Source organism: Zobellia alginiliquefaciens, from assembly GCF_029323795.1.
Lineage (GTDB): Bacteria > Bacteroidota > Bacteroidia > Flavobacteriales > Flavobacteriaceae > Zobellia > Zobellia alginiliquefaciens.
In genome coordinates this window covers 4,266,086-4,285,388 of record NZ_CP119758.1, presented here as the reverse complement: position 1 = coordinate 4,285,388, position 19,303 = coordinate 4,266,086, and the positions used below count along the sequence as shown (strand labels likewise).

The window sequence follows — 19,303 nt, the reverse complement described above, 5'->3', positions numbered from 1 at the left end:
GTGCAACAGGCACAATGCCTAAACGTAATGCGGACTTATGGGCTAGAATCTAAGGTCTGTGTATATTTATGAAGTCGCTAAATCTTTGGGATTTAGCTTTGGACAAAAAAAGAAAAAGCAAAACCAAAAGCTTTAGCTTCGTGCGAAGACGGAAACGAAAAGTTTCCTTACCACCGCACTACGCTTAGCCGAGACGTTGTAAGCAATTTAACCTTAGATTTAAAATGGGATTTTTTAAAAACCTTTTCGGTAGAAAAAAGGAAAAAGAGTTAGGCGAATACGAACAGTATTTGAAAATACGTGAGGAGAAAGCTTATGATGAAAAAGCTAGGGGAATTTGGGCTAATTACGTTCCAAAGAATGGACAGGCGGAATTTGTGGTTGGAGAATTATTAAGAGCAATCGAAAAATTGCGGGACGAAGCTAATCGCAATGGAAACATCAATTTTAATGAAAAATGCCACGGAATATTAGTGGAATACTTGCGGGAAAAACTAACTGATGAGCGTGTATTTGACAAAGAGATTATTTCCGAAATTAATAGTGAATTGGATTTATTGAAAATTGAAGACGAACCACAAACGGGGGATGAAATTTATGATTGGATTTCGGACAGAATAATTGACTGGCATTTGATTTATGATGAACCAATAAAGCATACGAAAAATCCCGAATTGTATTGCTAAATAAAACTGCTTACAACAAAACCTATAAACAATACGGGCTTCAGGCTTAAATCAAAGGTTTGCGTATTTTTATGATGTCCGCAAAATCTTTGGGATTTTGCTCTGGACAAGAAAAAATAAATCAAAACAAAAAGATTTCGCTATGTGCGTGGCGGAAAGCAAACGTTAGTTTGCCCCCGTACTGTTCATAGCTAAACCGTTGTGCGCAAGTTGAAAAATATTTTAGTTGAATGAAAAACACCACAATTGACATTAACGAATCGACCTTAAAAAAATACGTGGAATCATTACGTCCGGATAATCCAGAGATTCGTGCTCAACTTGATTTCGGATACTCATATGACGGAAAAGTTGCATTGCTTTATGAAATTAGACCTGACTGGAACAATCCTAAAGAACAACAACAAATTGAATTTGCTAAAATTAGATTCTACAAGTCCAAACAAGAATGGAATCTATATTGGATGCGTGCTAGTGGAAAATGGGAATTGTACGAACCTTTTCCAAAATCAACACATTTGGAAAAAATCATACAAATCATAAAAGAAGATAAACACCATTGCTTTTATGGATAATTTTCAACAAAATATTGTCAAGGAAATTGCTGAAAATCTGGATTGTGGAAATAACTGCTATTACAATTTGAAAACAAAGGAAATGGTTACAATTCCAAACTTCTCTGACACTTCAGACGAACAAGAATTAAAGGAGTTTTTCCGAGATGACTTAAATAAGATAAAGAACCACAAAGCGGATTTTATAAAATTTGAAGTATTAGAAAGCTTTGAGTCATTTAAAATAATGGAACGTTTCTCTGAGCAAATGACGGACGAAAAATTCAAATTAAAATTAAGAGACATTTTAGAAAAGAAAAAGCCATTTCAGAATTTTAAAAATATAATCGACCAATCAGATTTTAGGCAAAAATGGTTTGATTTTAAACAAAATGAACTCGAAAAAATAGTTGAAAGCCAATTAGAATGTGGAAAAGCCAGCGCACAACAACACCTATAAACAATACGGGCTTAGGCTTTAAACGCTAAGGTTTGTGTATTTTTATGAAGTCCGCAAAATCTTTGGGATTTTGCTTTGGGCAGAAAAAAAGAAAAAACAAAACACAAAGATTTCGCTATGTGCGTGGCGGAATGCAAACGCTAGTTTGCTCCCGTACTGTTCATAGCTCAACCGTTGTAACCAATTTAAGAAAAACCTCGAAATTGAAATTTGAAACCATCATAAAGACCATTTCTTTGACTTCTTACTCGCTGATAATTCTAATGGGACAAATGATTGGAATTCCATTTATTGTATGGCTATTTTGGACAAGTTTTGAATTTGGCAATAATGACCAAATTTTTGCAATTATTGGATTAATTGGACTTATTTCATTTTTTACGAGATATTTTAAAAAGAGAATTTTTAGAATCCTGATTTTTGGGTTAATGCTCACACCATTAATTAGGCGTTTAACAGAAATACCAATTGAGAAGTTTAACTATTTGGCTTTTCAGATACCATCAATAATTTTCATTACGACCTTTGCAATTTTGATTTTAAAACCTAAAATTAAATGAAACGCATCCTAATTGGAATTGGAACATTTTTATTTATCGCAATTTTAGTTTTGCGATGTGATATTCCAATGACGAAAAATACTGTTGAAGGAGTTTACGCAAATACGAATTACGGTAATGAAATTTGCTGTTTAGAATCACCTCATAAAGCAGACACTTTAATATTAAAATCGGATCGAACATTTACGAGCGGATATTACGGAAATGGAACTTATAAAGTTAATTACGGAATACTAACAACCGAAATTGACTGGACTTACGAATATGAATTCGGAAAAGCGGGACATAGTACATATTTCAGCAATAAGATTTATGAAAAACCAAAAATCATATTGAATTACGACTTGAATCATTACTATGAGAAAGTGGAATAAAAAACTGGTTACAACAATGTATAACCGCAATTACGGCGGATTCGACTACGTCCGAATCCACTCGGAATTGCTAACGTCTGTGCTAAACCTAAAATAATCGCTAATTTAACCCGTAACTGACGGTTATACGAGACCGTCAGACTGTCTCAATACTTAAAGATAGCTTTACCTCGCAAGGTTCGATATTCCTTATCTTTAAGTATGGAGTATCAACAGAAACAATCCCGTACCCAGCTTACCCTCTACACCACTTGTTTGGATGATATGATCGCCGAGGAAAATTCGGCACGCACCATTGACCGTTTTGTGGACGGTCTGGACCTACAGGCCTTAGGGTTTGGGCCCATGGCATCGCAAGGGCGTCCGCCCTATGACCCCGCCGATCTCTTGAAGCTTTACATCTATGGGTATTTGAACCGGATACGTTCGTCCAGAAATTTAGAGTTGGAGTGTGCCCGCAACATCGAACTGATGTGGCTGCTCGGCAACCTAAAACCAGACCATAATACTATTGCCCGTTTTAGAAAGGACAATCCCAAGGCGATAAAACGGGTGTTCCGAGCCACGGTGTCCATAGCCAGGAACCACGAGCTGATCGGCGCAATCCTCATTGCCGGAGATTCCACCAAACTCAGGGCGCAGAACAGCAAAAAGAACAACTTTAACCTAAAGAAGGTCGCACGCCACCTGGAATACATCGATAAAAAGCTCGAAGAACACCAACAGGAGCTGGCCGAGGCGGACGGCGACCGAAAGGAGGATATCCGTAAACTGGCAGAAAACAGGGAACGACAAAGGGAAAGATATCTCCGTATCCAAGAGGAACTACGGGCGGACACCTCCACGGAAAACCCACAGATATCCACAAGCGATCCCGATAGCCGCCACCAAATCGTCAGGGGCACCATAACGGAAGTCTGTTATACCGCACAGACAACGGTGGATGCCGACCATAAGCTCCTGATCGATTACAAGATCACCAACCAAAACGACAAAAAGGCCATGGGCGGTATGCTCAGAAGGGCAAAGGCCATTTTGAGCACCAACGCTTTTACCGCATTATATGACAAAGGCTACCATACCGGAAGCGAGTTCAAGGTGGCCGACGACCTTGGGGTCGACACCCTGGTGGCCGTGCCCGGTATCGGCCGTGCCAGCCAGGCACCGGACCCGGCATATAATGCCGAACATTTCAACTACGACCCACAACGGGACAGCTATCGCTGCCCACAGCGCCATGAGCTTACCAGTAACGGAAACTGGTACAGGGCACGCAACTATCGGTTCAAACAATACAAAACGAAAGCGTGCAAAAATTGCCCGGTGCGCAACCGATGCACATCGGCAAAGCAAAATGGAAAGATATTGCAGCGCAGCGAATTCACAACGTTTATCGAACGTAACGCCCGTAGGGTAGAGGAGCAACCAGATGTTTACAAAAAACGGCAGGCCCTTGTCGAACATCCTTTCGGTACCATAAAAAGGCAATGGGGCTTTGACCACATCATCACCAAAAAGGGAATCCCTGCGGCCGGTGCAGACTTTGGGCTTATTGCATTGGCGTATAATTTAAAAAGACTTATCAAATTAGGTTGGAAGCCCGAAATCAGGGAAAATCACCGAACGAACATCTTAAAAAAGCCTCTTCTAACCGTTAAAAGGCTGAAAGATGGGGTCCTGTCCCATATATCCGAATTTATGAAAATCCCCCCATCTTTCAGGCCCATATCTCGTATATCCCAAATTGTGTAAATTTATTCAAAATAAAAGGTGGTTTTGAGACAGACTGCCGTTATCTCTTATTTTATAAAAATTATGAACCATCAAAAAATCGAGAACGTTTTTAACTTAAAACCATCCGAGAGGTATGGTTTTTTAGTGCGTAAAGTTGCTGATTTTGAGCAAGTATTCCTTATTTCGGACAAAAATGGAGATTACGTTACTTGTTCGAATGGCGAAACGGAATGTATTCCGGTATGGCCTGAAATGGAGTTCGCAATGGAGTTCCTAAACTCGGACTGGATTGATCATAATGTTGTGAGGGTAGAATTAAGTCCGTTTTTGGAGTGGTTAGATAAGCTAGAACAGGAAAATTATTTGATTGGAGCATTTCCGAATCGCGTATTTGATGCAATTGTCATTAAACCGAGTGAAATGAAAAGCCATTTGATTTTTGAATGCGAACAATACGAATAAAAAATCCTAAAAATTCAGGGTTACGTAAATGGACTTTACTCAAACGCAACTGTTGCGCAGATGGACTTTTTAGCTTGGTTGCTAAGGTAAAAGTAATACAACGTGCTTACCCAGACGCAGAAAAACAAGAGATAACAAAACCTAAACGTAATGCGGACTCTAGGGCGAAATCGAAAGGTCTGTGTATATTTATGAAGTCGCTAAATCTTTGGGATTTAGCTTTTGACAAGAAAAAATAAAACTAAACCAAAAGCTTTAGCTTCGTGCGCAGACGGAAACTGGCCAGCGCGCCAACTCGCCCACTGCTGTCGCAGATGGCGTACCACCGCACTACGCTTAGCCCAACCGTTGTATGCAATTTAAAATCACCAAATAAACTCATGAGAAAATTTGTAGTCGTATTTACAATTCTGCTTCAATCTTGTTTATTTGGTGCCGGATTAGTGGAACAAGAGATAACGGACAAATATTGGTTAACTGCTAATAATACGCTGGACGAAATGAGTATTTGGTATTTTCCTGGAGAACATCAGTCTAAGCTAATTGTGGAACAAACTGTTTTTGAAGTTGGACATAATGATAATTTTATAATTGCAAAAAGCCATCCCAAAGATTCTGTAAACGGACTGAACAAAAATGTGACGTATTACCATATAATTGAAGTGGCTAGAGCAAGTAAGAGTGTTCCTTTATCATTAGAGCAGTTTGAATTTAAAAAAAAGGAATTGCAGGTATCTGAAAAGCTAGAATTCACTAAGGTTTTCCATGAATTGAAATAAAAACTGCATACAACAAAACCTCCTATGAAAAGCCTTCGTCCAGTTCTCTCTAAAGTTAATTAATATTTTCTTTTTACTTTAAACCACCTTTTTTTCTTTTAATATAACTTGCTCGCACTCCTATTTGTGATCGTCTCAACACTTGAAACGTCACCGGCATCTGTATTATTATAAATTATAATAAAACCGGTCACTTGCTAAAAATGTGATACTGAACGGTACAGGTCACGGGTTTTGTTTTGTGATACGGTCCTCACTACTATTCTAGAGCTTTGTTATGATTCTTATTATATTGTTTTTCTACTTATTATTCAATAACCCCAATGGTATATGGAACTTCCGTCTTTATTACCGCCAAGGTTCTACTCAGTAGCTTTCTGGCTACTTTGACAATAATACTTTTTACGTTCTTTCCTTGATGTTTACGATAGTAAGCCTGCATAATAGGGTCTGCACGGATAGCTTGCCAGGAAGCCTCCACGAAATAACTCCTTAATAAACGGTTCGCACGTGGAGTCATGCCCATTGTCCTTTGACTGTTTCCGCTTTGATACATACTTGGTGCCAGACCTACGTAACCTGCCAAATGCTTGATATTGTTAAAACGTCATAAATCACCTAGTTCACATAATATGCCGCACGCCACGATACCTCCGATTCCCGGTATACTTCTAAGCAATAGATAATCCTTCTTGTAATGCACTTTGCAATACTTTCTCAGCTGGGTCGATACATCCCGAAGCTCTTGGTCCACAAAACGAAAGAAACGCATTCTACTCTCCAATGTGGCCTTCGCCGTTGGGTACTCGAACATTATATCATCCAGCCAATTGCGGTACTTATGGCTCCAATGGTCATTATCAAATTCTTCAGGCTCTTTGATTCCGAAATACAACAGCTGCATCTTTATATAGCTCTTTATCCTTCTAAAATCCTTTACAAGGTCGTTCCTGCGTCTGAACAAACTTCGAAGCTCTTCCCGTTTCCTATCCGGCACTGTGATACTCTGTAATCGGTTATCCTTCAACTCCCTAGCTATCAACTGCGCATCTATCCTATCGGTCTTGGCATGTTTCTCCTTGCCCTTTCTGTGAATGTCCGTCGGATTGACTACTAAACTACGCCAACCGTAACTCTCAAAACAGCGATGGGCATGGTAACCGCAACAACCTGCTTCATAGGCCACGGCAACTTCATACTCCTTGAAATGTTTTGAAACATAGGCATGTAATTGCTTTGGGTCGGGCGACATACTGAAAGACTTACCTGCGAACAAATCTGTTGCACAATGTACTTTCCAACTTCGTTTGTGAATATCGATACCAATGTATAACTTCGGGAAAGCAGTTTGTTGAGTGTTCATATCTTATTGTTTTAGTGAACTTTAAAGATACTTGACTTGCTGCTTTTTCATCGATGCTAAACGTAATGCGGACTTTTGGGTAAAACCGAAAGGTCTGAGTATATTTATTGTGTCGCTAAATCTTTGGGATTTAGCTTTGGACAAAAAAAATCAAACTAAACAAAAAGCTTTAGCTTCGTGCTAAGACGGAAACGAAAAGTTTCCTTACTTCCGCACTACGCTTAGGTACTGTGTCAAAAAACAAGCTCCAAAAGTTTTGAAAGCGATAGGAACTAAAAGTGTTTGTATAACGCTTTTTCTTACCCCTAATCAAAAAAGTTTAGCTGGTTAGCAAACAATTAGTATTTTGAAATCGTTATATTCCTAAACAATCTACTGATCAGTGCTCAAGAACCTACTTCTAGTCTCATTTGTTTTGTTATGCAATGTGATTTCTGCGCAAATTACATTAACACACAATATTGGTAACACCCCAATAAAAACTGATGTGACTTCTTGCCAATATGAAGAAGCATGGGCAAGGGCTTTTACACTTTCTGATTTTGGCATAACCACAGCAGATCAGTTTTTAATCAATTCGGCTCAGGTAGCCATTGGCAATTCATATGATGGCGCCAGACTGGTGTTTAATTTTTACAGTCTTACCTCCGAAGCGCCCACCCAAAACCCACAACGAATTAGTTATGGAAATCTGGTATTGGCACCTGAAATTGGGGATACACCTGAAATCGTTCAGATAAATTTTGATTCCCCGGTAGTCATACCTGCAGGCGTTGAACGAATTTTGGTAGAGGTCACGCAAATGGACGACATTTATAATGATGACTACAAAGAGGTTTTAATTGCGGGCACTGAATTTGACAATGACACCTCTTGGTTTAAAGGATGCAGGGAACATTATACGCATATTAGCACCGAAGACTTAAATACATCCGTTTCTGATGCCAATTTTTTTATAAATGTCACTGGAGAAATCCAAAACATTGCCCAAAGCGGCGCATCAGTAACCCTATCCCATAATTTATGTGACGATATCATAGAAACTCGAATACACTCGTGCTCCTCCTCTTATATTTATTGGGCAAGAGACTTTTATTTAGATGATTTTGGAATCTCTGACGATGAAGAATTTGTAATTACCTCTGGGCAAGTTGGCATTAATAAAGTAGGGTGGCTTCCCGAAATAAGCTTCAATATTTATGAGATTGATGACAATTTTCCAGATTCATTTTCTGAAGCAAATTTAATAGGCAGTAGTCAATATCAACAGCTTTCACCGAATATAGATAGGAATTCTCGAATTATAAATGTAGCCTTTGATACTCCTATCGTCGTCCCGGCTGGAGTCAATCGTATTCTTGTTGAAGTACATAAAGGAATTGTATATGGAGATGGCTTGGCATTTATTGCAGGTTCTAGCCAAGATACAGGTGTTTCATGGCAAAGAGGATGTACTAGAACCTCATCCGAACACGATTTCGGCTTTGACGAATACGTAGACACCCAAGATTTTGGAAGGCCTGATGCCAATTTTTACATCAATGTCACAGGAGACGTACATCACGTCACCAATAATTTTTCAATGAACATATCCAATGTCTGTTCAGAATTTTTAAAGGAATTCAGCGTGACACCGGCTGGAAATGTTGCTTCGGTAGTGTGGGATTTTGGAGACCCTGCATCGGGGGGTGACAATAGTTCCAATGATTTATCACCCTTTCATGATTTTTCTTCTGACGGCAATTACACAATTACAGCCACGGTAACGGGTAATGATGGTACTATTGAAGTATTGACGGAAACCATAGAGGCCAAAGAACCTCCAAATGCGTATGGCATAGATAACCTTTATGCTTGTGAAGACATTTTCGGCACTGGAATTTCATCTTCGTTCGATGTTTCGCAGACTGTCGCACAAGTCTTAGGCGGCCAAAACTATATGAAAGTTACCTTTATTGATGGGAGTGGAAATGAATATGAAACCTTACCTGATACATTTACCAACACGGTAAGGGATAGGGAAACCATAGTGGTCAGGGTAGCCCATGCCAATAATCTATGTTGTTATTCCGAAACGACATTTGACTTGATTGTACATCCGATTCCCGACCTTTCTTCAGTTACCGACCTCTTTGTTTGCAGCAATGGAACGGACGGATTTTCAACCTTCGATTTGGAACAGGTACAAAATATTATCTTGGCCGATAATACTGCAGCTTCCGTCTCATTTTATCGCGCCGATGGCAGTCCTATTGGGGACCCTTTAAATGCTGTGGAGAACCTTGTTGCCAATGAAGAGGTTATTACGGTACAGGTGGTGGAAAGTGTCAACAACTGCACTAACGAAGCTTCATTTCGATTAATGGTCAATCCACTTCCAATGGCGTATGAACCCGAAGTTTTGATTGGTTGTGATGATAATGGTGATGACATTTCAGAATATTTTGACACTTCCAATGTGGAATCTCAGGTTACTAGGGGCCAAATTGGTCTAACGGTATCCTACTTTGATGGAAATGGCCTTGTATTGCCCAGCCCTTTACCCAATCCGTATACCAATACGGTCAGCAATGAGGAAACCATTACCGTACGGGTAACCAACGAGGAGACCTACTGCTATGAAGAGACCCAGCTATTGCTACGCACGTCTTCGCAACCCCAACTCAATAGCCCGCAACCCATCTACGCCTGTGATTTGGGGAATGGTTTCGCCCAATTTGACCTTTCCCATGTTGAGGCTGAAATCCTGGGAAGTCAGACAGGCTTGGTCACACATTTCATTCAAGAAGATGGCGTGGAATTGCCAAATCCACTGCCCAGTTTTTACGAAAATACCGCAGCATGGAATCAAACCTTATTGGTACGTGTGGAAAATGAACTGAACAATTTATGTTATTCGGAAACCAGCATTGACCTAGTGGTTACTGAACTACCATCAACAGCCTTGTTAGAGGAAACATATTTTATATGCGGACTTGAACCCTCATTAGCGATACAAATAGAAACCGATTTTGAATATTACCAATGGACCCAACCGGACGGCTCTGTAATCTCCAACGCTTTTGAAACGGAACTTACGAGCGAAGGAATGTATACCCTTACAATTGGTCAAACTACCAACGGACTATACTGCGAAAACCACTATGAATTTGAACTCGTTCGGTCTGAACTACCGACCATTGTTGAAATAAAACGGCGAGAATTGTCTACCGATAATTATATTGAAATTATAGCCTCTGGTGATGGAGATTTTGAATATTCGATAGATGGCGTGGTATTTCAAGACAGTAATTATTTCCCCAACATCCTTGGGGGCAACTACACAGTTATGGTCCGCGACAAAAAGGGCTGTGGAGAAGATAGCCAGCAAGTTACCCTTATCGATTATCCAAGGTTTTTTACCCCAAACAATGATGGTTTCAACGAATATTGGCAAATATTTGGCATCGAAGCATTTCCAGACGCTCAAGTCTATATTTTTGACAGGTATGGAAAACTACTGGCCCAATTACGACCTGAAGACGAAGGTTGGGATGGTTTTTTCAATGGTAGGGAAATGATTTCTAACGATTATTGGTTCCGGGCCAATCTAGGAGAAGGCACCATTTTTTCGGGCCACTTTACTTTAAAAAGATAAAAGCCAGTTGCCAACACGGTGTATAATTAATTGCGGGCGGATTCCTTAAACGGAATCCTTTGCAATCAATTATCTTTAGAACCGGGCGGACATTTTCCGTTGGAAAAGTCCGCAACTAATCATACACGAACCGTTGTAGCACATTTACCAAAACCAACTAAATGATTAAATTAATACTTTCGACTTTAGCAGAATTTGGACTTATTCGCGAGGATTACAAACATCGGAAACGAATTAGTAAAAAAGAAAAAGAAGATGGTGTTAAAAGAGCTATTCAGAAATATTTTCTACAACCGAGTTCAATTATGGTCATTTCGTTTTTAGTAGTTGGAAGTATAAGCGCATTACTATTTTTCGGTTATTAAAGAACGTCTATCTATCCTGATAAAACTGAAAAAGAAATAGCTGAAATTAGTGAGAGAATGGCAAATTGGAATGAGAAGTTTGGAAAATATCCAACAGACCTGAATGAATTAATCGGAAATAATCCTTTGAGACAAGATTGGAAAAAAGACGCTTGGAATAGAGAGTATGAATTTAAGATTACGGAGAATGGGCAAGGATTTTTAATCATTTCTGTTGGTTCGGATGGAAAACTTAAAACGGGAGATGACATCAAATCGCAATAAAAGAAATTTAAAAATTGTACGACTTTACATAATTAGTCTATTCTGTATTATCGGTTATTTCTTAATGGAAAATTATAATGTAATATATGAACTTACTAAACAATGGAGTACATTTCGTTATAATCAATATACTTCAAAGTTTGTTTCTGTATTATTTACGGGATTACTCAAATATGGATTATTGACTGTTGGGATATGTATTTTTTCAATATTGAGCTTCATATTAATCAAAGAAAAATTAAACAAATAAATAAAAACGTGCTACAACACAACCTATAAACAATACGGACTTCTAACTTAAACGCTAGGGTTTGCGTATTTTTATAAGGTCGCGAAATCTTTGGAATTTCGCTTTAATACAAAAAAAGAAAAAACAAAACCAAAAGATTTCGCTCTGTGCGAGGCGGAAACCAAACGCTAGTTTGCTCCCGCACTGAGCATGGCCAAAACGTCAGACTGTCTCAATACTTAAAGATAGCTTTACCTCGCAAGGTTCGATATTCCTTATCTTTAAGTATGGAGTATCAACAGAAACAATCCAGTACCCAGCTAACCTTCTACACCACTTGTCTGGATGATATGATCGCCGAGGAAAATTCAGTGCGTACAATTGACCGTTTTGTAGATGGTGACCTCCTCCCATATTTAGGTACCGGTCATAATTAGAGAATCCGGGCTTTTACGGAAGGCTACAGTTACTTGGCGTTATCCACGCATTTATAGTAAATAAATAGCCTATACTCTATTGCGTTTAGGAATTAGAAAGAATACATTAGAAATTAAACGTGCCTTTTCAAGATTGTTAAAAAGTTTTGACATTCTTAGGATTGCGTTTTTTATAGGCTGAAATAATATTTGCCGAATGAAATGTATGTCTCTTTGGTGTCATCATGTTCTGCAAGTCGTCAATTCCGGAAATGGAACATGAATCATCTAAAAATCCGTAGCCCTGGTAAACACCATGTTGAACTAAAACAAAACTGCGTTCATCATTAGCACGACCTTTCTCAAAAATTACGTAATTCTCTTTTTCATTATTTAAGTACTGTAAAGCATTCTCCACTTTTTGGTTGTAATCCGAAATATTTTCTGAATCTTTACAAATTCCCTTACAGGTATATATATCACCAAACCTACAAGAACCAAGTTTACTCTTTAAACCTGAATAGGTAGGACATAATTCAAATTTCGTTGTTAATTCAATTAACCGATTTATTGCATCCCCTCTCTTGAGAAATACTTCTGTTGGCGTATGTTCAAATGGTCTTCTTTCTATTTTTAATTGAAGTATACCCTTTTTATTCTTTTGCGGAATGATATGATAGGTAACGTATTCCTTTTTTTGAATGTAATTGTAAACCGGATCAAGACTATGGATTAAATCTGCTTCTCGTAACAACGCTATCAACTCATTGCCCGTTATTTCAAAATCGATTTTGTACGTAGCCCCACAAAGCAGGACTTCTTTATCGCTTGTATTACTAAAGTGGCTTAATACCCGTTTCTTGATATTCTTAGCCTTACCTACATAAATTACTTCACCTTCCTGATCTTGAAACTTATAAATGCCTGGTTCACTGGGCAAACTGGTCAATTGGGAATTCTCCATGTTTGCTGACATTGCCACTCTATTCTTTTCCTTTGGTGCTAAAAGCTGGGACACTACTTTCCCTTGCTCATCAAGTTGTAAAAGTCTATCGAACATAATGGATACCGCCCGATTTAAATCTATCACATCGTCATTATTATATAACGGTATACCAAGCACCCCACACAGATAAGATAGTTCATAGCTCAACATATCCGGAATTAGCTTTTTAGCGAGCCTTTGAGTGCATAATTGTGGTAACTTAAAGGTTAACCCTACATCCCTGAACTCAGACTGTAGCGCATAATGCAAGAAAGAAGCGTTATGCCCCACTATAACGTATTCTTCAAGTTCCTTAAAAATAATTTCTGCCAACTCTAGAAAACATGGTGCTTTTAATAAAACCTCATCAGTCAGTCCAGTTTTTTGCTGTATGTAGTTCGGTATTTGCTCTTCAGGATTGATATTCGTTGATAATACGGGTTCGTAGCTGCCGTCTTTAAGTTTACTTATCGTCAACTGTACAATTCTCAAAGGTTTTGGTTTATAACCAAATGTGGTTAATGTAACCACCGCAAATTTTCTTTCTAACATAGTGCATCCTAACTAAAGTCCATCCCAGAGGACAAATCAATATTATTCGGTTCCGGGGCGTCTCTAACGGTTCTAAAATCATGACCTATCGTTTCTTGCTTGACCAATCTCTGGGGAATAGCCATCAAAAAATATGTTTCAGCATCATCGGATTGTTGACCCTTAGCCGTAGGTATAGATTTGCCATGAATAGCCGCAATCGATGCGGTATTCCTCGTGATAATCAATCTATTCTTCGCACGCGTAAGTGCCACATACAAAACCCTGCGGTCTTCTTCAATAGCATCCAAATCATCTAAAGACCATGAAGATGGAAATGATTTTGGGGATACATTCAATACAATACAAACATCTGCTTCTAGACCTTTAGCCGAATGGATAGTAGAAATTATTACATGATCTTTAATTTCTGCGGTATCTAATTGTGATTCGCTTAACACGGGAGCCCCATTCATTTTATCGGCATTATCCAACAGACCCTCACCGATAAATTCCCCAAGACTTGAATAACTGTCCGCCAATAGTTTTAATACAGGAAAATCTCCTTTCCGTTTTTCAATCCAATCTTTTCTATATTTATAAGCTAGTCCCAACGACATAGCGTCATAAGCAATATCTACCATTTTGCCGACCTTCCCCTTTTCTTTTTGTACGGCATTATATAACTCTGAGATTTTTATTCCATCATCCCCTGGTATGGCTTTTTTCAATAAAGTCGGAATATCGGTTTTCCCTTCGTCAGCAATTATAATCGCCATGATTCTAGATGCCCTAACTTCTCCGATGCCCTCCCAAAAGGTAAGGAAACGAACCCACGCTATTTCGTCATAAGGGTTGTTAACAATTCTTAGTAATGAAACCAAATCTTTTATATGTGCCGCTTGTAAAAATTTTCGCCCTCCATAGGTAACATAGGGTATCTTCCGCCTAATAAACACGGCCTGTAATGTTTTCGTATAGAATTGTGAACGAGACAGAATAAGGTGGTCAGAAAATTGACGGTCTTCATCCGTATAGTTTTTCAGCACTTCATCTGCGACCCAATTTGCTTCTTGCCATTCATCACTGACATTTAATAAAATAGGGAGTTCTCCAGCACCTCTTGCCGATTGCAGTTTCTTCTTGTAATCAATTGGAGATTTATCCAACAGCCAGTTTGATATGTCCAGGATTTCTTGAGTGGAACGATAGTTTTTCTCTAGCTTATATACTTCAGAATCCTTTACCCGCTCCTTAAACTGGTGTACATTCTTAAAATCCGCACCACGGAAAGAATATATGGATTGTGCATCATCACCCACACAGAACAGCTTACATATGTCTATAAATGGAGATAATAGCTCCCACTGTAAAGGATTCGTGTCCTGCATTTCATCAACAAGTAGGTATTCAAGGTCTTGAGAAAGTAGCTCTCTTGCATCAGGATTGGACTTTAACTGTGTTGAGACCACGAGCAACAAATCATCATAATCTAGATACCGTTGCTCCATTTTTTTTTTCTGATATGCCCTTAGCAACGTTTCCACATTAGGTTTCATTGCCGTAATCTCATACTCGGTATCCTTATCTTCCTTACCCTTGTAAATCAAAGCACGTAGGGATTCTGTTAGGTTTTTTTTTGTATTTCGTGCGTACGAATAGGTGTCCAATAATTGTTGCGGTTTTATCCTTAGCTTTCCGTATACATCACTATGGTTACCGGAAACCATTTTCATAAGACCTAATTGGTCATCAGGATCAATTACGGTAAAGTTGGCCGCACCGAACAGGTTTGGGTATTTTATTATCAATTGGTTACACCAAGAGTGAAAAGTCGCACCGTTCAATGAACGGCTGCTAGACTGTGGCAAACTTGCTTTTACCCGTTCCACGATTTCATTAGCAGCTTTTTTTGTGAACGTTAGAATCTGAATTTTAGAAGGGTTTGCACCGTTTTCGATTAGATATGTCGCCCTACCAATAATCGTTCGGGTTTTACCGGTTCCTGCGCCGGCTAATACTAAAAGGTGCTTGCCCGAAAACTCTACGACCTTGAGCTGTTCTTTGTTAAGTTCTTTCTGGGTCATTAAAATACTTTCTATGCTAGAATATAATTGTGTACTATAAATTAATCAAAATCATTAATATTCGACAATGTAGCTTGCATGTCAAAGTCGGCATTAATCAATTTGCTAAATAGGTCTCCATGCTTTTCCAATCGTTTTGGATAATCTTTCATCAAAAATTTACGTGAACTAAGTTTGTCATTCAGCTCGTCCCAAAAGATAGGTGCCGATATAGGTGCTTTTTCAACAGGCCTTACCGAATGAATAGCAGCAATGGTGTGCCCCCTTCTGTTTTGTAGATAGTCCAAGTAAATTTTTCCGTTTCTCTTTTTTATGGTCCGCTCTAACGTAGTTAGTTTCGGCAACCTCTCCTCTACCAAATGGCATATCAGTTTTACAAAATTTCTTACTTCTTCATAAGTGTATTTCTGTGCCATAGGAAGATAAATGTGGATACCTTTTGAACCCGAAACCTTGCAAAAGCTTTCAATCTTTATATCCTTCAGGATTTTACGAAACTCCTGTGCTACTTGCACCACATTTTTAAAGTCAAAACCGTTCGGTGGGTCTAAATCTATAATTCCGTAATCGGGATAATCAAGGCTAAACACTTTTGAACTCCAAGGATTAATTTCGATACAACCCAAATTAGCCATATAAATTAATGATGCCGTATTCTGGCACATTAAATAATTTATTTCACGTTCAGAGGATTTCGAATAAATGGAAACCGTTTCGAACCAATCGGGCAAACTATCATTGTCTTTTTGGTAAAAGCTTTCCTCTTCAATACCATTGGGATGTCTATGCAAACTTTGTGGCCTATCTACCAAATGCGGCAATATAAAATCAGCTATATTCAGATAATAATCAATTAAATCATACTTTACCAAGTGGCTTTGCGGCCAATAGACTTTGTTCAAGTTACTGATAGGAACCTTTAAACCATCAATGGTAATCACCTCTTTCTTAGCACTTACCTTATATTTGGCTGGTGTTACCTCTTTCGAAACAGTTTCGGGCAAAGCAGTCGTAAACCTCTTAAAAATGGGGTTTCTTAGAAAACCATTTTTTGTACGCTCCGAAAAAGTTACCTCACATTCAAATATAGGTTCTAACCAATGTGCTTTCCTCCCTTTTAAAGGTATTTGTTTTTCAAACACACTTTTTTCTATCTCAAAATTTCTAAGTGATTCTTGAAGTTCTTTTCGGCTCTTGTCAGAAAAACCAGACCCACAATTTCCGATATACTTCAGTACATTGTTTTCATACTGGCCCAGTATGAGCGAACCAATTAATTGGGGGCTATTATTGGACTCGCTATATCCACAAACAATGGCATCGACACTTTGTACTCCCTTAACCTTTAACCACTTTTCCGTCCGATAGCCAATCGTATACTTTGAATTCTTTTCCTTGGCCATTACGCCTTCCATACCTGCCTCAATTGCTTTGTTGTACAATGCGGCACCCATACCTTCTATATGGTCGCAGTATTGGGTAATTACCAATCCATCTATAACCTCTTTAATGAGACTTTTTCTCTCTAACAATTTTAAATCGAGCATACTGTGGCCGTTGAGATACAGCATGTCAAAAACGTAGTAGCGAAGTTCGCCTTTGGCGTTAGGGTAATTTTGTAATTCCCCAAAATGTGAAACGCCATTAGCATCAACCAAAACAACCTCTCCATCTAAAATAACTTCATGTTCTATGGCTCCTAACTCCTCATATAATTTTTCGAACTTTGTGTTGTAATTAATACCGTTACGTGATTGCAATAGCACTTTTCCATTAGCAATTTGGGAAATAACCCTATACCCATCCCACTTTAGTTCATAAATGAAATTAGGGTCATTAAAAATTTCTTTAGTACTAGAAGCCAGCATAGGTTGTAGTATCCTGCCAGGCTTTATCTCATCATTGTTTTTGCTAGATTTACTCTCCGAAATGGGTACTAGGGTTTCGGCATCGTAAAAAGTTGTAATAGCGAACTCATCTTTCTTTTTCAGTAGTAACCATTGCTCCGTATCAGTTTTTGAAGTTGTGCGAACCAAAGCAAAACGCCCACGGATTTTTTTCCCGTAAAACAGTAATTTTATATTGCCGATCGCTAGTTGTTCAGAAAGACTTTTATCCGTTTCGGTATCATCTATTTTAAAAGTACCGGTATCCCATATAATCATTTTACCTGCACCATAATTCCCTTTTGGAATAGTGCCTTGAAAATTAAGGTATTCAATAGGGTGGTCCTCCGTTCTAACAGCTAATCTTTTATCGCTAGGGTTCATAGAAGGACCTTTGGGAATAGCCCAACTTTTAAGAGTTCCATTTATTTCCAAACGCAAATCATAATGCAACCTACTAGCGGCATGGCGTTGAATAACGAACCGTTGTGTATTAGATACAGGTTGAAGGCCCCCTTGTGGTTCGGGAGTGTTCTTAAAATCTCTTTTATTATGATACGACTTTAAATTCACTCGTTATGATGCCTTTTTATCACGTTTTTCTAAACTAGCCTTTAACTGCGCCATTAAATCTTTTGCCGGTGTCGGTTTTGATTCAAATTTTTCTGGTTTGGAAACTTTTCCGGAAGATTTCGATTCTATTATTTTCAGAAGCTGGTCATTATAAATGTCCTTGAATTTCGCAAAATCAAATACCTCGGTATACTGATCAATTAGAGAAATAGCCATATCCATTTCTTTTTTGGCGATTTTCGTTTTAGGTAACTCAAGTTCGGCCGTACTTCTAATTTCGTCTTCAAATCTAATTACGTGCAAGACAAGTGCATCTTCATAAACCCCAATTAAAGATAGATGCTCTTTCTGACGCATAACGAATGTTGCAACTCCGAGCTTTTCTGTCTTCTTTAACGCATTTCTGAGTAATGCATACGATTTCTCTCCTCCCTTTTGAGGCTTAATGAAATATGGTTTTTTAAAAAGAACATCCGAGACTTCATCGGCCTCTATAAACTGTTCAATATCGATAGTCTTACTTTTTTTCATATTGGCATTTTCAAAATCTTCCTTTTCCAATATGATATATTCATCATCCTTTTTATAACCTTTGACAATGTCTTTCCATTCCACTTCTTTCCCCGTGTCCTCATTTACTCTTTTATAGCGTATTCGAGCTCCGTCATGGCTATCCAACATGTCCAAATCCAATTTTCTATCTTCAGAACCTGAAAATAGCTTGATAGGAATAGATACTAAACCGAAGCTTATTGAGCCGTTCCATATTGATCTCATAGAATTTTACTTTATGTTACTTAATATATTTCTTGAACTCTTTTGTTGGTCTCCCTCGGCATATAGCATTAATTCTTACTGACCACATTTATTTACCCAAGTTCATCCTTTTTTATCTGGTATAAATTAGGGCAGGTCTGTATAACTAAGTGACTCAAAGTGTTTATTATTTAACCTTATAAGGTTAAACACCTAAATCAATACACCCCACCGACCATAGTCAGTTCATTATATATTGTTGATAACATTTTCAAAAATAAAGCAAATATTTTGGAATATATCCTGAAATTTGGAAAATGTCCATTACAGTATTTCGAAACCATGATATTAGTGCCATTAAAGTCCTTCTGAAAGAGATTGGTAAAGAACGGTATGAGTGTGCATTAAGCGATGCCGGACTATCTACAAATAAGCCACTATCCATGCATGGTTTCTTTGTTGAGTATGAAACCGACACCAGTAACATTTACCTGTACTACAGATATCCATCACGTGCAGTATTTAAAATCATGTCCGTATTGGGTTTTTGGAGCGTGCCAACCGAACAATGGGTAAGAGAGCGGAAATCTTAGAAATTAAAA

Annotated in this window: 19 protein-coding genes; 13 read left to right on the top strand and 6 right to left on the bottom strand. The window is 38.4% G+C overall.

Annotated features, from left to right (window positions below; genetic code table 11):
- Positions 1-224 precede the first annotated feature (224 nt).
- The 8 genes from P0077_RS17460 to P0077_RS17425 all read left to right on the top strand — a co-directional run bounded on the left by P0077_RS17460 (position 225) and on the right by P0077_RS17425 (position 5,609).
- Positions 225-686 carry a hypothetical protein gene (locus tag P0077_RS17460; RefSeq protein WP_276166493.1) on the top strand — a complete coding sequence of 154 codons (462 nt, stop codon included), beginning with the start codon at positions 225-227 and terminating at the stop codon, positions 684-686.
- 230 nt (positions 687-916) lie between these two features.
- Positions 917-1,261 carry a DUF3024 domain-containing protein gene (locus P0077_RS17455; RefSeq protein ID WP_276166492.1) on the top strand — a complete coding sequence of 115 codons (345 nt, stop codon included), beginning with the start codon at positions 917-919 and terminating at the stop codon, positions 1,259-1,261.
- Complete coding sequence (locus P0077_RS17450) at positions 1,254-1,700, top strand: UPF0158 family protein (protein ID WP_276166491.1); 447 nt, start codon at positions 1,254-1,256, stop codon at positions 1,698-1,700. The genes P0077_RS17455 and P0077_RS17450 overlap by 8 nt, the downstream gene beginning before the upstream one ends.
- Before the next feature lie 44 nt (positions 1,701-1,744).
- Complete coding sequence (locus P0077_RS17445) at positions 1,745-2,260, top strand: hypothetical protein (protein WP_276166490.1); 516 nt, start codon at positions 1,745-1,747, stop codon at positions 2,258-2,260.
- A 68-nt stretch (positions 2,261-2,328) separates the two neighbouring features.
- Entirely contained in the window at positions 2,329-2,634 is a 306-nt protein-coding gene (locus P0077_RS17440; protein ID WP_276166489.1) for a hypothetical protein, read from the top strand.
- A 201-nt stretch (positions 2,635-2,835) separates the two neighbouring features.
- The gene (locus P0077_RS17435) at positions 2,836-4,386 is read left to right on the top strand and encodes an IS1182 family transposase (protein WP_276166434.1); all 1,551 of its coding nucleotides are present in this window, start codon (positions 2,836-2,838) and stop codon (positions 4,384-4,386) included.
- Positions 4,387-4,449: 63 nt separating this feature from the next.
- Positions 4,450-4,830 carry a DUF2750 domain-containing protein gene (locus tag P0077_RS17430; protein WP_276166488.1) on the top strand — a complete coding sequence of 127 codons (381 nt, stop codon included), beginning with the start codon at positions 4,450-4,452 and terminating at the stop codon, positions 4,828-4,830.
- A gap of 380 nt (positions 4,831-5,210) precedes the next feature.
- Positions 5,211-5,609 (top strand): DUF3997 domain-containing protein, encoded by a 399-nt coding sequence (locus P0077_RS17425; RefSeq protein ID WP_276166487.1) that lies wholly within the window; start codon positions 5,211-5,213, stop codon positions 5,607-5,609.
- Positions 5,610-5,916: 307 nt separating this feature from the next.
- Here the strand turns inward: P0077_RS17425 and P0077_RS17420 are convergent, their stop codons facing one another.
- On the bottom strand, positions 5,917-6,204 hold the full coding sequence (locus P0077_RS17420) for an IS110 family transposase (RefSeq protein ID WP_276169223.1): 288 nt from the start codon (positions 6,202-6,204) through the stop codon (positions 5,917-5,919).
- A 12-nt stretch (positions 6,205-6,216) separates the two neighbouring features.
- Positions 6,217-6,972: an IS110 family transposase gene (locus tag P0077_RS17415; RefSeq protein ID WP_276166486.1), complete on the bottom strand. Its 756-nt coding sequence runs from the start codon at positions 6,970-6,972 to the stop codon at positions 6,217-6,219.
- 382 nt (positions 6,973-7,354) lie between these two features.
- On the opposite strand from P0077_RS17415, the gene P0077_RS17410 reads away from it, so the two are divergent.
- The 4 genes from P0077_RS17410 (at position 7,355) to P0077_RS17395 (ending at position 11,904) form a co-directional block, all read left to right on the top strand.
- Positions 7,355-10,609 (top strand): T9SS type B sorting domain-containing protein, encoded by a 3,255-nt coding sequence (locus tag P0077_RS17410; protein ID WP_276166485.1) that lies wholly within the window; start codon positions 7,355-7,357, stop codon positions 10,607-10,609.
- Positions 10,610-10,770: 161 nt separating this feature from the next.
- The gene (locus tag P0077_RS17405) at positions 10,771-10,974 is read left to right on the top strand and encodes a hypothetical protein (RefSeq protein ID WP_276166484.1); all 204 of its coding nucleotides are present in this window, start codon (positions 10,771-10,773) and stop codon (positions 10,972-10,974) included.
- Between the two features lie 9 nt (positions 10,975-10,983).
- Positions 10,984-11,238 (top strand): type II secretion system protein GspG, encoded by a 255-nt coding sequence (locus tag P0077_RS17400; protein WP_276169222.1) that lies wholly within the window; start codon positions 10,984-10,986, stop codon positions 11,236-11,238.
- 516 nt (positions 11,239-11,754) lie between these two features.
- Positions 11,755-11,904, top strand: a complete 150-nt coding sequence (locus P0077_RS17395) for a hypothetical protein (RefSeq protein ID WP_276166483.1) — start codon at positions 11,755-11,757, stop codon at positions 11,902-11,904.
- 136 nt (positions 11,905-12,040) lie between these two features.
- On the opposite strand, the gene P0077_RS17390 is transcribed toward P0077_RS17395, so the two are convergent.
- Genes P0077_RS17390 through ku form a run of 4 tightly spaced genes read right to left on the bottom strand, consistent with a single transcriptional unit; the run spans position 12,041 to position 18,722 of the window.
- Positions 12,041-13,420 (bottom strand): exonuclease domain-containing protein, encoded by a 1,380-nt coding sequence (locus P0077_RS17390; protein WP_276166482.1) that lies wholly within the window; start codon positions 13,418-13,420, stop codon positions 12,041-12,043.
- A gap of 8 nt (positions 13,421-13,428) precedes the next feature.
- Positions 13,429-15,486: an ATP-dependent helicase gene (locus tag P0077_RS17385; protein WP_276166481.1), complete on the bottom strand. Its 2,058-nt coding sequence runs from the start codon at positions 15,484-15,486 to the stop codon at positions 13,429-13,431.
- Between the two features lie 41 nt (positions 15,487-15,527).
- Complete coding sequence (gene ligD, locus P0077_RS17380) at positions 15,528-17,945, bottom strand: DNA ligase D (RefSeq protein WP_276166480.1); 2,418 nt, start codon at positions 17,943-17,945, stop codon at positions 15,528-15,530.
- Positions 17,946-17,948: 3 nt separating this feature from the next.
- Positions 17,949-18,722, bottom strand: a complete 774-nt coding sequence (ku, locus tag P0077_RS17375; RefSeq protein ID WP_276166479.1) for a non-homologous end joining protein Ku — start codon at positions 18,720-18,722, stop codon at positions 17,949-17,951.
- A 296-nt stretch (positions 18,723-19,018) separates the two neighbouring features.
- Here ku and P0077_RS17370 point away from each other — a divergent pair, with 296 nt between their 5' ends.
- Positions 19,019-19,294, top strand: a complete 276-nt coding sequence (locus P0077_RS17370) for a hypothetical protein (RefSeq protein ID WP_276166477.1) — start codon at positions 19,019-19,021, stop codon at positions 19,292-19,294.
- Positions 19,295-19,303 lie beyond the last annotated feature (9 nt).

Bases quoted from the DNA above. Each gene is read 5' to 3' on its own strand.
- ku (WP_276166479.1), bottom strand. From the start codon at position 18,722: ATGAGATCAATATGGAACGGCTCAATAAGCTTCGGTTTAGTATCTATT.
- P0077_RS17450 (WP_276166491.1), top strand. From the start codon at position 1,254: ATGGATAATTTTCAACAAAATATTGTCAAGGAAATTGCTGAAAATCTG.
- P0077_RS17405 (WP_276166484.1), top strand. From the start codon at position 10,771: ATGATTAAATTAATACTTTCGACTTTAGCAGAATTTGGACTTATTCGC.
- P0077_RS17390 (WP_276166482.1), bottom strand. From the start codon at position 13,420: ATGTTAGAAAGAAAATTTGCGGTGGTTACATTAACCACATTTGGTTAT.
- P0077_RS17460 (WP_276166493.1), top strand. From the start codon at position 225: ATGGGATTTTTTAAAAACCTTTTCGGTAGAAAAAAGGAAAAAGAGTTA.
- P0077_RS17455 (WP_276166492.1), top strand. From the start codon at position 917: ATGAAAAACACCACAATTGACATTAACGAATCGACCTTAAAAAAATAC.
- P0077_RS17385 (WP_276166481.1), bottom strand. From the start codon at position 15,486: ATGACCCAGAAAGAACTTAACAAAGAACAGCTCAAGGTCGTAGAGTTT.
- P0077_RS17395 (WP_276166483.1), top strand. From the start codon at position 11,755: ATGGAGTATCAACAGAAACAATCCAGTACCCAGCTAACCTTCTACACC.
- P0077_RS17415 (WP_276166486.1), bottom strand. From the start codon at position 6,972: ATGAACACTCAACAAACTGCTTTCCCGAAGTTATACATTGGTATCGAT.
- P0077_RS17425 (WP_276166487.1), top strand. From the start codon at position 5,211: ATGAGAAAATTTGTAGTCGTATTTACAATTCTGCTTCAATCTTGTTTA.
- P0077_RS17370 (WP_276166477.1), top strand. From the start codon at position 19,019: ATGTCCATTACAGTATTTCGAAACCATGATATTAGTGCCATTAAAGTC.
- P0077_RS17445 (WP_276166490.1), top strand. From the start codon at position 1,745: ATGAAGTCCGCAAAATCTTTGGGATTTTGCTTTGGGCAGAAAAAAAGA.
- P0077_RS17435 (WP_276166434.1), top strand. From the start codon at position 2,836: ATGGAGTATCAACAGAAACAATCCCGTACCCAGCTTACCCTCTACACC.
- P0077_RS17440 (WP_276166489.1), top strand. From the start codon at position 2,329: ATGACGAAAAATACTGTTGAAGGAGTTTACGCAAATACGAATTACGGT.
- P0077_RS17430 (WP_276166488.1), top strand. From the start codon at position 4,450: ATGAACCATCAAAAAATCGAGAACGTTTTTAACTTAAAACCATCCGAG.